The organism is Clostridium sp. JNZ J1-5 (genome assembly GCF_053901425.1).
The window spans coordinates 1427197-1441172 of the sequence record NZ_CM132773.1; the positions used below are offsets into that span (position 1 = coordinate 1427197).

A 13976-nucleotide genomic window follows, 5' to 3' on the forward strand; every position below is an offset into this window, starting at 1 on the left:
CAAATTTAAATTAATATATTATGAATATTTATTCTAATCTTCAACTATGTCTTTAAATCCTTCACCTAAAACTTCATGTGCTTCACTGACAGTGATGAATGCTTTTTTGTCTATTTCTTTAATATAATTTTTTAATTTTATAAACTGTTTTCTGTCTAATACAGTATATAAAACACTTATATTATTGCCGCTATATGCTCCTTTGCCCTCAAACATAGTACATCCTCTATCTAATTCTTTAATTATATATTGATTTATTAATTCATTTTGTGAACTCATAATCATAATAGCTTTACATGTATTTAATCCCTCAATTACTGTATCTATCATAAATCCATTTAAAACTACAGCCATTACTCCATACATACCTAGCTCTGGAGTAAAAATAACTCCTCCTATTACAGCTATTACAAGATCAACCATAAGTAGCGATTTTCCTATATCTATATGTACAAATTTGTTTATTATCTTTGCTATTATATCTGTACCACCTGTAGATGCATTTTGATTAAATACAAGCCCCATACCAATACCTGAAATAAATGTACCAAATATTGTAGCTAAGAGTAAATCATGAGTCACAGCCACATTTGAAGGAATAAACTTATCTAAAATAGCAATTAATCCAGATAAACCTAAAGAAGTATACAATGTTTTTGCGCCAAACTTACCACCTATTACTATAACTGCTACTGTAAATAGCACTGCATCCATACAAAGCATCAATACTCCAACACTTACAGAAGGAATAAAGTGCTTTATTATTATCGCTATACCACTTATACCTCCAGCAGCTATCTTATTAGGTGCTAAGAAAAATTTAATAGCTATAGCTAATATTGAAAATCCAATTGTAATAAAAACATATTCTTTAATTTTTTCTTTCATAAAGCCACCCCCGTATCAGCATAAGTATTTATAATCTAAAATTAGTTTTCCAAATAAACCAAACTATATCCATATTAACAATTTCACTTTATTTATATTTAAAAAAGGAAGGAGCTTAATTAACCCCTTCCTAATCAGCATTCAATGCTTCTTTTAACTCTATTTTAGTGAAATACCTTTTTTAACAGCTTTAACTATATCCTCTGAAGTTAATCCATAAGCTTTTAATAATTCATCTGGTTTTCCACTTTCACCAAATACATCTTTAATTCCAACTCTCATTACTGGAGCCGGACAATTTTCACTTAAAATTTCACATACAGCAGAACCTAATCCACCAATTATACTATGTTCTTCAGCAGTAATAATAACTCCAGTTTCTCTAGCTGCTTTTACAATAAGCTCAGAATCTATAGGTTTTATGGTATGTATATTTATCACCTTAACCTTTATTCCTTCTTCTGCAAGCATATTATAAGCTTCAAGTGCTGCATCTACCATTATTCCAGTAGCTATTATAGTAGCTTCTTTTCCTTCTCTTAATGTAACACCTTTTCCTATTTCAAATTTATACTCAGAGTTATCATTTATAACAGGAACACCTGATCTTCCAAGTCTAACGTAACAAGGTCCTTCATACTCAGCAATTGCCTTAATAGCAGCTTCAGTTTCCACTGCATCACTTGGGCATATTACTGTCATATTTGGAATACTTCTCATAAGTGAAATATCTTCTACTGATTGATGTGATGCTCCATCTTCACCAACTGTTATTCCAGCATGAGTAGCACATACTTTTACATTTAGCTTTGGATAGCATATAGTATTTCTTATTTGCTCAAAAGCTCTTCCTGATGCAAACATAGCAAAAGTACTTGCAAATGGTATTTTACCACAAGTAGAAAGTCCTGCTGCAACTGCCATCATATTTGCTTCAGCAATACCCATATTTATGTGTCTTTCTGGGAAAACTTTTTTAAAGTCAGCTGTTTTAGTTGATTTAGATAAGTCTGCATCAAGTACAACTACGTTTTTGTTTTCTTCTCCTAATTTTGCTAATGCTTTTCCATAAGCTTCTCTAGTAGCTATCTTGTTTCCCATTAATTTTCACCTCCAATTTCTCTTAATGCCTGTTCACATTGCTCCTTATTTGGGGTTGAACCATGCCAAGCAGCTTCATCTTCCATAAATGATACGCCTTTACCTTTTACTGTCTTAGCAACTATCATTGTTGGCTTTTCTTTTGTATTTTTAGCTTCATCTATTGCATTAATTATAGCTTCAAAATCATGCCCGTCAATATTTATAACATGCCATCCAAAAGCTTTAAATTTTTCATCTATAGGATCCGGTGACATAACATCTTGTATTCTACCATCTATTTGTAGACTATTATAATCTACAAAAGCAGTTAAGTTATCTAATTTGTAATGAGCTGCTGCCATAGCTGCTTCCCACACTTGTCCTTCTTCCAATTCTCCATCTCCAAGAAGAGAGTACACTCTATAATTCTTTTTATCTAATTTACCCGCAATAGCCATTCCTACAGCTGTAGAAATTCCTTGTCCTAGTGATCCTGTTGACATATCTATCCCTGGAACATAATTCATATTTGGGTGCCCTTGTAGCATTGAACCCATTTTTCTTAATCCCATTAATTCTTCCTTATTAAAAAACTTCTTTTCAGCAAGTGTACTATACAATACAGGTGCCGCATGACCTTTAGAAAGAACAAATCTATCTCTATCCGAATTTTTTGGATCCTCAGGATTTACATTCATTTCTTTAAAATATAATGTAGTCAAGATTTCAACTGCTGACAAAGATCCACCTGGATGACCTGAGCCAGATTCTGTTAGCATAGTTATGATATCTTTTCTAATTTCCTTCGCTATCTGTTTTAGCTCATTAATATCTTTCGCCATTTTCAACGCCTCCTATTTTTTTATCCGATGACTAGCATCTATAAAACTCCATCTAAAACTAAGTTTCATTTTATCTTTTATTATTATAACAAGATATTAAAGAAATTACACTATGTAAACTAAAAAAGGGCATTTCTGCCCTTTAATTTTATAATCCAATGCTTATTAATAATGCTTCGTCTACTTTTCTCATATCTTTTTCTGACATATGGCCAATTTTTTCTTTTAACCTTTTCTTATCCAGAGTCCTAATCTGTTCCAGCAAAACAACTGAATCTTTATTCAGTCCATATTCCTCTGATGAAATTTCAACATGCGTTGGAAGTTTTGCCTTATTTATCTGCGACGTAATTGCAGCCACAATTACAGTAGGACTATATTTGTTTCCTACATTATTTTGAATAATAAGAACCGGTCTTATTCCACCTTGTTCGGATCCCACAACCGGGCTTAAATCAGCATAAAATATATCTCCTCTTTTCACTACTATTGTCATCAGGCAAATCACTCTCCGCAAGCTTGGCTTCATATTCTTTTAAACCTAACATATCATCAGCAAAGCCCATTTCACAAATGTCTAAATTAATTTGTGCCATTTCTATATATCCTTTTTTTAATTCTTCTATTTTGCTTAATCTTTTTTTGTCTTTAATATATAGTATTAAAGAGTCCTTTATAAATTCACTCTTTTTTCTGTATTTTTTCAAATATTCCTTACGAGTATCATCCTTATGTTCTTCTAATGGGGCTTCCACTAATTTCTTTGAACTTGACATAGAGTTATTAATACCTCCTAATTTAACCTAGAGAAAATATGTACATTACAATTATACTTTAATGTTTGTCAAAATGTCAAAGAAAACCACGGTTTTTTATCTTTTATACCTTATGTAATTCTAACCAATCTTAAATTTAGTTACACATAATTTCTTATTTTTACAACTTCTCCATCTTTTATGTATACTCTAGGAACTCTTTTACTTATCATGCAAACTACTTCATAATTAATGGTGCCTAACATTTCTGCGATATGGTCTGCATTTATTGATATCCCACCTTTTTCGCCTATAAGAATCACTTCATCTCCTACTTTAATTTCCCCTTTTATATTCGTAACGTCTACCATACATTGATCCATACAAATTCGTCCTACCACTGGCGCAAATTGACCATTTATTATAACTTTTGCTTTATTAAATAATAATCTAGTGTATCCATCGGCATATCCAACTGGAAGTGTTGCAACAACAGTCTCCCTAGTGCTCTTAAACTTTCTTCCATAGCTTATATAATACCCTGAAGGTATCTTTTTTATGTGGGCTATATTCGTTTTTAACTCCATAACAGGTTTTAATTGTATATTGCTTTTATCTACTTCCTCTGAAGGATAGTATCCATATAGTATTATTCCTGGCCTTACAGCTTCAAAATGTGTTTTTGGTAATTCAATTATAGCTGCGCTATTAGCTATATGCCTAATTTTAATTTTTACTCCAACTTTGCTTAATTCATCGTAAAATTCATTAAATTTAGAAAGTTGATAATCAGTATATTCTTTATCTTTCTCATCTGCAGTAGAAAAATGGGAAAATATCCCTTGCACCTCTATATTAGGCAGTTTGCTTATTTTTAATACCTCTTCTACACTTTCCTTATTAGGCATAAATCCTATTCTTCCCATACCTGTATCCACAGCTATATGTATTCTAGCTTTTTTGTGATTTTTTTCAGCAATTGCTGAAAGTTCTTTAGCATAACTATAAGAAAATACTGTTTGCTGAATATCATATTTAACTAAATCATCCATCAAACTTGGTGGCGTAAACCCTAGAACCATAATAGGGCATTCTATTCCCCCTCTTCTTAATTCCACTCCTTCACTTACTACAGCTACTGCTAAACTAGTTGCTCCATTTTCTAAAAGTACTGGCGCAATATCTAGAGCTCCATGTCCATAAGCATCAGCTTTTACTACCGCAATAATGTCTTTACTCTTTGCCTTGCTCCTTATTTGTCTCATATTAAAAGCTAAATTATCTAGGTTTATTTCAGCCCATACAGGCCTTAAATGCTTAAACATTATATTACCTCCAAACCAGGGATTCCCTATACAGCTTCCCTTTACTCCTTAGTTTTTTGTATATAAAGAGGATTCTTGGCTTCAGATGGAGTTTTTTTCTCCACCTGAAGCTTAGAAGCCCTTATCTAGAGACGTAGCAGCCGTTACCTCCCACTTTAGAAGTGGGAGTATTACGGATGGTAGTCGTCAGATAAAATATTTCTTTTTGTATTTCTGGATTTGGCATAAAATTACTGTATGTAAAACTTAATATTTCATTATCCTTTGAATCGTATATTAATACTTTTTCTGGATAATTATTTTCTAAATTAATATACATAACTGCTTTATTAATATTTCTATTATTTCCCGGAATAGTAAGACGTACAAGCTGGTATTCTCTATCCCCTATTTTTTTAAAAGAATTGCTAATCTCTTCATCTGTATATAGTAACCCTATATATTCCTGAATAAAGCTTAATTTATAAACACTATCAAACTCTTTCTCTAAAATATAATTCATGTTATTGTTTAAATCATTTACTCTTATATCTTTTTCATTGTATATTAATACTCTATCCTTGTTTATATCTAGCCTATTTCCATATTTGTTATGATAAAATTGCTTGCACTCTTTATCTATCTCTTGTTTACTATTCTTAATATGTAAATTTACATCACATGTATAGCTATTTAAGTTTTTTAAATACTCAATAGCCGTATTAGGGTTTCTCTCTTTTTTCTTACAAGAACAAAACAACAGTAAAATTCCCAAAACAATACATAGTATTAATAATCTCTTTTTCATTTATTGCCTCCTGAAATAACTTACGTTATTAATACTATTCTAAATTTCTCTTTAATATTCTATTTATTGGATATATTTAGTTGGCAATATAAGAAAGTTGTGACGCAGCTTTCTTATATTATAAAGATGTTTGAATTTCTTTTATCGCTTCTGGAATTTCATCCAACATGTGTGAAGCATTAACACAATACTTATTCACTGCTAATTTATCTCCACAATACCCATGGATGTAAGCTCCCACATAAGCTGCTTCAAATTCACTAAGTCCCTGTGCTATAAGAGAAGTTATTATTCCGGTTAGACAGTCACCCATACCACCTGACGCCATGGCACTATTTCCTGTAGTATTTACCATAACTGTTTCTCCATCTGTAATTATCGTATTGTAACCCTTTAGCAATAATATAACATTATATTCTTTTGCAAATGCCTTGGCAATGTCCACTCTGTTCCTTTCTATCTTATCAACTGGTATACCTGTTATTGTTGACATTTCCCCTAGATGCGGAGTTAATACAATACTTTTGTTCTTTTCCTTTAGTAAATTTAAATTATTCTTCAAAACATTTATACCATCTGCATCAATAACTAATGGACATTTTGTATATTGTATTATGTCCTTTACTATTTTTAAAGTTCCATCATTATTTCCCATACCCGGTCCCACAGCAATAGCATTACTTTTGGATAAAATCTCATTTAATTTTTCTTTATTCTTAAACGATACCGTCATAGCTTCCACTAACTTACTACTCATAATGTCCTGAATACTCTCATTGCAGCATAAAGTTACGAGTCCTGCTCCACTTCTTACAGCAGATTCCGTTGAAATAAATGCTGCACCTGTAAATCCTTGTGATCCAGCTACTATCGAAACTCTTCCAAAAGTACCCTTATGAGAATATTTTTTTCTTATAGGAATAGCTTTTTTTACCATATTAAGCTCAATAATATGTTCATTAGTTAAAAATTTTTCTCCAATAAACTTTGGTATCCCTATGTTTTCAATTACAATTTCCCCTGTATATTTTTCTGTTCCATATCTTAAGAAACCTCGCTTAAAATATTGAAATGAGATAGTCTTATTTGCTTTTATACAACAGCCTAATATCTCCCCTGTATCGGAATTTAACCCTGAAGGCACATCTATTGAAATTACGTAAGAACTGCGTTTGTTTACTAATAAGATAACTTGTTCATGTACTCCCTTTACTTCCCTTGAAAGTCCTGTTCCAAATATAGAATCCACTATAATTTTATGCTTATCTATACTAAACTCTAAATCATTAATGTCACTATAATCCTCTATAAACTTAATATCAATTCCCATATTTATAAGTATTTTATAATTTTCTTGGCAGTCTTTGCTCAACTTATCCTTTTGTCCAATTATGAACACTTCTACTTTTTTTTCTAATACATGTAAGTGCCTTGCAAGTGCTAGTCCATCTCCGCCATTATTCCCACTTCCAGATATAATTATAAAATCTTCATATTTGTCCAGCTCTATATTATTTAATACTTTTAAAGCAGCATTCTCCATCAAAACCATACTAGGTATTCCTAGATTTTCTATACAAAAATTATCAATTTCCCTCATCTTCTCTGCTACAACAATTTCCATCATCTATTCCCTCCAAAATAGCATAGGCAATCGCATTCTCTTTGCTGTGAGATATGCTTAAATGTATTTTATATTTTCCAAGCCTTTTATCTATCTTTTTCGCTTTTCCTCTAAGTATTACTATGGGTTTTCCTAATGCAGTCTTATCTATTTCTATATCTCTAAAATCAAATTCTCTAAATCCTGTTCCAAGTGCTTTAGCTACCGCTTCTTTTGCAGCAAATTTGCCAGCCACAAACTCTGACCTCATATTTCTACTCTTTAAATATTCAATTTCATTTTTAGTAAAGAGTTTATTTACGAAATTAGGATTTCTGTCCATAGCCTTTTGTATTCTTGTTATCTCTACTATATCCGTTCCAATTCCAATAATCAATAATTACACCTCCTGCAAAATTATTTTACACCCAAACATATTTTTTATAAACAGAGTTCTAAGCTTCAGAGGGAATTTTTACGCCCACTGAAGCTTATTAACAGAATTCTTAGGAGTTTCACTCCTTAGAAGTCGTTATCCTTTAGGGGAACTCGTTATCCAGGGACGTAGCCGCTCTTTACTCCCACTTTGAAAAAAAGCAGAGAGTCCAAATCTTCGATTTGGTGCGAATCGCTTTCACAGAGTGCGACGGGAGTATTAGATCGGGTAGTCATCGGATAAAGAATTCCAAAAATAAAAAAGGAGGATATCCTCCTTTTTTTAACATATGTATATATCCTTCAAAATTTCATCAAAATCTGTTATGTATTCATCTATATATTCCCCTAAAATATCTACTAGATGGAGTGGTGATACTATATTATCATAAAGCATTTTTGCTAGATTATGCACTTTGTGTCTATGAGGACTTATACATTTAATAGAATCTCTTTCTACCTCAGTTAATTTACCGTCCACTATGTCCTGTCTTTCAACCTCAATGCCGTAAGATTGAATTTCCAACTTATCATATTCCGAAAAACTAACTTTGTCCTTAATTATTCTGTATGAATAATTATACTGTACATTATCACAAATTTCGCTTCTACATAAATTCTCTACAACTAACATTGTACTTCCCCCCCGACAATAGTATAAAATCATATTATCACTTTCAGTATAAAAAACATGTCAATTTGTACAATGTGAAAATATATTTTTATCTCTAAGTTATGACAATAACACCCTTTAATCTTTTTTAATATCATTTTATATTCCTTTTTTATTATTAGGAAATATTAACTATTGGTTAAATTGTCGAATAAACTCATACTCTTTTTGAAGAAATTATCTTGTCAATACTATCTTTTAATATGTAATCATCAAATGATAAGTACTTACATATGTCCTCCATTATAAGTAATACTGCTACAACTATAGGTATTCTTTCTTTTTTAAAGCCTTCTAAATTGTATTTTTCTACATAAGTATTCAAAATTTCTTTTTTATATTTTATATCTTTATATAATTCCTCTAGTGTTTTGTATATTATGTCATAAGAAATGATTATAAAATCCTTTTTAGACTTTTCATTTCCATTTATTACTTCTCTAATGATTTTATTTAAAGCTGCTCCTTTATAAAACTTATCCATTGATACACTATAATTATTACTTACATACCCACCTATTATATTTGCATCTATTAAAACTACTTCACCTTGCGTATTAAAAATCACACTAAATTCTATGTCATCTTTTCCTTCCTTTTTAACTTCTTCAATCAACTTCTTCAGTCTATAATTAAAAGCACTTGTAAATTTTGAATCTAAAATGAAATACTCTAATTCTCTAGAACATACTACTGACAAAAATTCACTAAAGCTCTTATAATTTCTTTTTAGATGTTCTTTATCACCCATATAAACACTCCTCATTATCAACTTTTATGGATACACATCTTTATTTTGGCGTTGATATGAAAAATTATTCACGGAACAAATTAAAAAGTGCCACCTTAGCATTTTACTAAGATGACACTTCTGTGTAGTTTAATTATTATTTTAAATTATTGTAAACTTGCACTGGCTTGTGATTTTACCTTTTTAGCTGCTACTGAGAAGCATATTAAAGCTAATATAGCCGCTATAATTCCAGTTGGCAATCCTACGCTCATTGATAACTTAAATCCTTCTGGGGCAACCATTATATAAGTAGTACATACAGCTGTCATGAATGTAGCTGGGACTGTTGCCATCCAATGACTTCTTCCGATATTAACTAAGTACATAGCTGCAGTCCAAAGTACTATTGTTGCTAAAGTTTGATTTGACCAGCCAAAGTATCTCCAAACTATAGCAAAGTCTATTTTAGTTAATGCAAATCCTATTGCAAATAGAGGAATACTAATCATAAATCTATTTTTAATTGGTCCTTGCTTAAAGTTTATAGAATCAGCTATGGTAAGTCTAGCACTTCTGAAAGCTGTATCTCCTGATGTTATAGGGCATGCTACAACTCCTAATATAGCTAATGTTCCACCTATAGGTCCTAGCAAGCTTTTGCTTATAGTGTTAACTACTAAGCCTGCGTTATTTTTATTTGCAGCCATAAAGTTTGATAGCCCATCAACTCCGCCAAAGAAGCTCATTGCTGCTGCTGCCCATATTAAAGCAACTATACCTTCTGCTATCATAGAACCAAAGAATATTTTTCTTCCTTGGCTTTCTTTTGTTATGCATCTAGCCATTAGAGGTGATTGAGTTGAATGGAATCCAGAAATAGCGCCACAGGCAATTGTTATAAATAGCATGGGAAATAATGGATAACTTTCCGGTTTAACATGCATATTTGTCAAATTACCAGCAACTTCTGGAATAGGATATCCTCCAATTATTAGAGCACCACCAACTCCTACAGCCATTATCAATAGACATATTCCAAAGATAGGATATATCTTTCCTATTAACTTATCTATAGGAACCATAGTAGCTAGAAGATAGTACCCAAAAATTATATATAAGAAAGTTTTCATACTTACATTTGGTACTAGTCCATTTAATATTCCCGCTGGTCCTGTAACGAATACAACACCTACTAGTATAAGAAGAATAACTGAAAATACTCTCATAAATTGTTTAAACCCATTTCCCATGTATCTACCAACAACTTCTGGTATACTAGCACCATCATGTCTTACTGATAACATACCTGAAAAATAATCATGTACTGCCCCTGCAAATATACATCCAAATACAATCCATAAAAATGCTGCTGGTCCCCACATTGCTCCAGCTATAGCTCCAAATATCGGTCCAAGTCCTGCTATGTTTAAAAATTGAATTAGGAATATCTTCCACACTGGCATTGCAACAAAGTCTACTCCATCTTCAAGCCTTATTGCTGGTGTTTCTATGTTGTCATCTGCACCAAAAAACTTTTCAGTAACCTTACCATAAATAAAATAGCCCACTATTAAAGCAATAATAGATAAAATAAATGATACCATTCTCTTTTCCTCCTATATAATAATTTTCTTAATTTTCTTTCTAATTAAATTATAATAGAGGAGCATATTTTTTTACCATTTAGCGCATTAAAAAGCAAAAAAAGCACATAAGGTGCATTTATATGCCCATTAAGTGCTTAAAATTATTAATATTATTTCGGCTTACAGGAATTTCTTCTTCAATTCCTTTAAGTTTTATCATATAAGTATTATTAAACCATGGTATTATTTCTGTTATTTTATCTAAATTAACTATATAAGACCGATGTGTTCTAAAAAAAGTATCCTCTGGAAGCCTTTTATAAAAATCTGAAATGCTGCAGTGTTCAACAAACTTATCGTTATTAATATATACTAAAGTCTCTCTTTCTTGAGCCTCACAATAGCAAATATCACATACATTTATTACTTTTAATTTATTATTTTTTCTTAGTGTAATTTTATTATTTATGCATTTATTAGAAAGGTCTTTTTCAGCTCCCAACTTTTCTAACTTTCTTAATGTATTAATGATTCTTTCCTCAGAATAGGGCTTTAATATATAATCAAAAGCCTCTATTTCAAAAGCATCAACTGCATGTTCTCTATGTGCTGTTATAAACACAACAATTATTCTTTTTTCAAAGTTATTAATTATTCTCCCTAAAGCCATTCCATCTAATTTAGGCATACTTATGTCTAAAAACACTACATCCGGCTTGCTTTTTTCAATATATTCTAATGCTTTAATAGAGTCGTCAAATTCCCCTTCAATTTTGATGCCGCTAAATTCCTCTATGAAATGCTTCAATTCTTCTCTTGCTGGATATTCGTCATCCACAACTATACAATTCATAAAATCATCCTTTCAAGGTTTTTACAACAAAAGTAGTTCTAGTACCTCTTTCTAAACGCTCCATATAAAGTCCTATTCCATATAGTAATTTTAATCTGTTATTAACATTTGCAATTCCTATTTTGTTTTCCTTTACAGTTCCGTCATATACCTGCTGTATTACCTCTTCTGGAATTCCTATGCCGTCATCTTCTATAATCACTTTTACTTCATCGTTTTTTATTTTCTTAATATTAATTTTTACTGTACCTTTTTTATCTCCTTGAAGAATTCCATGCTTAATTGAATTTTCAACTATAGGTTGTATTATCAAACTTGGTATTTTTATATCTATATCATCATCTATATTATATATTACATTTAATTTTTCTCCAAATCTTGCTTTTTCAACTTCCACGTAGGCTTTAACCTGTTCTAATTCTCTGTAAATATCAACCAAATTATCCCCCATCTCTAAATTATATCTTAGATATGTGGACAAATTTATTATAATTTCTCTAGCCTTATTAGGATCAATACGTACAAAAGACACAATTGTGTTTAATGCATTAAAAAGAAAATGTGGATTAATTTGAGCTTGTAGAGCTTTTATTTCTGCCCTATTAGCCATTTCTTTTAGCTTACTAAGCTTACTTATCTCTAATTGAGTAGAAATTATTTGAGAAAGACCTATTGCTAGATTCTTATTCCTAAAAGATATGGCATCCTCTTCTGCATAATATATCTTTAACGCTCCTATTATCTCTTCTCCTTGTTTCAAAGGAACAACTATTCCTGATTTTAATGGACAGTAATCACAAGAACATCCTATTTGTTTTGCATTTGTGATTTCTAAAATCTCACCATACTTTATTACTTTTTCAGTTGCACCGGTTAATATCTTCATACCTTTAGAATGATGGTCAGATCCCATGCCGACATGGGCTAAAATGTAGTTTTTATCAGTAATGGATACAGCATCTGCCTTTATAGAATCTCTTATTATTTCACAAACCTTCTCCATAGAATTGTTTTCAAAATCTCTAAAATAAGGCAGGGTTTTATTAGCAATCTCCAAAGCGATTTGAGCTTGCTTTGCCGCTATTTCTTCTTTTTCTTCAAATATATTCTGTATTAGCAAAACCAATATAGAAATACCTATAGCATTTGTAAAGCCCATAGGTATGTATATGTTTTTTACAATACCCAGTGCTACAGGAAAGGGTTTAGACATTATCAATATTAGAAGCATCTCTAAACTTTGCATGATAACTCCGCCAACTAGTCCATATATCCATCTATTATTTTTATTTGATTTTTTATAACAAATACCTGCAACTACTCCTGATATAACTGTACTAATAGAACATGGTATAGCTGTAATTTCCCCAACTCCCATTATCAGTCTATGCAGTCCTGCTGCAACTCCGGACACTGTACCAACGAAAGGTCCACATAATATTCCTCCTGCCATAACTCCTATAATCCTAGTATTAGCTATGGCTCCATTTATTTCCGTTCCTATATATGTCCCTAATATCCCAAAGGCAGCAAATATGGTAGATAAAATTATTAAATCTTTTTTTCTAAATCTGTCTTTTTGTATTATTTTTTTGAAGCTATTTGATTGAGAAATAATAAAGGCAATTAATATTACATAGCCCATATTATTTGAAAGATTTTTAATAAGTTCTATCAAATTTTACACTCCATTCTTAAGAACCAAAAACAGCTGAGAAAATTGCAGGAAACACTGAAAATCCTACTGCCAAAACAAAGGCTGAGATTAACGCACCTACTGCGGCGCAAAACATAGACTTTTTAAAATTTAACTTTAAAAAAGCTGCTACAGCTGTTCCTGTCCATACTCCTGTTGTAGGAAGCGGTATTGCTATAAATGTAATTAGTCCAATTTCTTTATATTTTTCCAACTTAGCTGAATTTTTATCTATTTTTTTCTCTATAAATTCATTAATTTTGCTGAAAAATTTATACTTTTTCATCCATTCAAATATTCTATTAAATAGTAAAAGTATAAAAGGCGCTGGAAGCATGCTACCTAAAAAGCTTACTAAAAAAACTAAAGCTGGATCTAAATTATACATATTTATTCCTAGGGGTATTGCCCCTCTTTGTTCCACTATAGGCACTGCTGATAATAAAAAAACTTTTAATAATTTACTCATATACTTTCCTCTCTTAACTTTAATTTATGTAATTTGCTTTTTCATATCACATTAGTAGATATTAAGGTTTAGACTGAATTAAGTTTCACTTTATATTACCATATAATATAACAAATAGTTAAGTCTTAATATGCAAAAACCAACCTGTATACAAATATACTCTAGACTTTCTAGCTAGGATACGAATTTTTTTATAATTTTTAGTGCAAACAAAAAACTAGGCGAAAGCCTAGTTTTAGAATGCACTA

At 31.1% G+C, this 13976-nt stretch carries 15 protein-coding genes; all 15 read right to left on the reverse strand.

The window, feature by feature from the left end; all coding sequences use genetic code 11:
* Positions 1 to 33: 33 nt before the first annotated feature.
* Positions 34 to 888 carry a YitT family protein gene (locus ACWW38_RS06775; protein ID WP_456260027.1) on the reverse strand — a complete coding sequence of 285 codons (855 nt, stop codon included), beginning with the start codon at positions 886 to 888 and terminating at the stop codon, positions 34 to 36.
* Between the two features lie 159 nt (positions 889 to 1047).
* Positions 1048 to 1989, reverse strand: coding sequence for a transketolase family protein (locus ACWW38_RS06780; protein WP_456260028.1), 942 nt, complete (start codon positions 1987 to 1989; stop codon positions 1048 to 1050).
* Entirely contained in the window at positions 1989 to 2813 is an 825-nt protein-coding gene (locus tag ACWW38_RS06785; protein WP_456260029.1) for a transketolase, read from the reverse strand. The genes ACWW38_RS06780 and ACWW38_RS06785 overlap by 1 nt, the downstream gene beginning before the upstream one ends.
* A gap of 148 nt (positions 2814 to 2961) precedes the next feature.
* On the reverse strand, positions 2962 to 3309 hold the full coding sequence (locus tag ACWW38_RS06790) for a type II toxin-antitoxin system PemK/MazF family toxin (RefSeq protein WP_456260030.1): 348 nt from the start codon (positions 3307 to 3309) through the stop codon (positions 2962 to 2964).
* A complete protein-coding gene (locus ACWW38_RS06795; protein ID WP_456260031.1) occupies positions 3269 to 3589 on the reverse strand; it encodes a CopG family transcriptional regulator in 321 nt (106 codons plus the stop codon). The genes ACWW38_RS06790 and ACWW38_RS06795 overlap by 41 nt, the downstream gene beginning before the upstream one ends.
* A 140-nt stretch (positions 3590 to 3729) precedes the next feature.
* Positions 3730 to 4893, reverse strand: coding sequence for an alanine racemase (gene alr / locus ACWW38_RS06800; protein WP_456260032.1), 1164 nt, complete (start codon positions 4891 to 4893; stop codon positions 3730 to 3732).
* A gap of 121 nt (positions 4894 to 5014) precedes the next feature.
* On the reverse strand, positions 5015 to 5680 hold the full coding sequence (locus ACWW38_RS06805; protein WP_456260033.1) for a germination lipoprotein GerS-related protein: 666 nt from the start codon (positions 5678 to 5680) through the stop codon (positions 5015 to 5017).
* 118 nt (positions 5681 to 5798) lie between these two features.
* Entirely contained in the window at positions 5799 to 7304 is a 1506-nt protein-coding gene (locus ACWW38_RS06810) for an NAD(P)H-hydrate dehydratase (RefSeq protein WP_456260431.1), read from the reverse strand.
* Positions 7267 to 7680 (reverse strand): holo-ACP synthase, encoded by a 414-nt coding sequence (gene acpS / locus ACWW38_RS06815; RefSeq protein WP_456260034.1) that lies wholly within the window; start codon positions 7678 to 7680, stop codon positions 7267 to 7269. Before acpS ends, ACWW38_RS06810 begins: the two co-directional genes overlap by 38 nt.
* A 321-nt stretch (positions 7681 to 8001) precedes the next feature.
* Positions 8002 to 8352, reverse strand: coding sequence for a DUF6514 family protein (locus ACWW38_RS06820; RefSeq protein WP_456260035.1), 351 nt, complete (start codon positions 8350 to 8352; stop codon positions 8002 to 8004).
* 196 nt (positions 8353 to 8548) lie between these two features.
* The gene (locus ACWW38_RS06825; RefSeq protein ID WP_456260036.1) at positions 8549 to 9142 is read right to left on the reverse strand and encodes a hypothetical protein; all 594 of its coding nucleotides are present in this window, start codon (positions 9140 to 9142) and stop codon (positions 8549 to 8551) included.
* 146 nt (positions 9143 to 9288) lie between these two features.
* Positions 9289 to 10728, reverse strand: coding sequence for a carbon starvation CstA family protein (locus ACWW38_RS06830; protein WP_456260037.1), 1440 nt, complete (start codon positions 10726 to 10728; stop codon positions 9289 to 9291).
* 118 nt (positions 10729 to 10846) lie between these two features.
* Positions 10847 to 11563 (reverse strand): LytR/AlgR family response regulator transcription factor, encoded by a 717-nt coding sequence (locus tag ACWW38_RS06835; RefSeq protein WP_456260038.1) that lies wholly within the window; start codon positions 11561 to 11563, stop codon positions 10847 to 10849.
* 4 nt (positions 11564 to 11567) lie between these two features.
* Entirely contained in the window at positions 11568 to 13241 is a 1674-nt protein-coding gene (locus ACWW38_RS06840; RefSeq protein ID WP_456260039.1) for a LytS/YhcK type 5TM receptor domain-containing protein, read from the reverse strand.
* A gap of 16 nt (positions 13242 to 13257) precedes the next feature.
* Complete coding sequence (locus tag ACWW38_RS06845; RefSeq protein WP_456260040.1) at positions 13258 to 13728, reverse strand: COG2426 family protein; 471 nt, start codon at positions 13726 to 13728, stop codon at positions 13258 to 13260.
* Positions 13729 to 13976 lie beyond the last annotated feature (248 nt).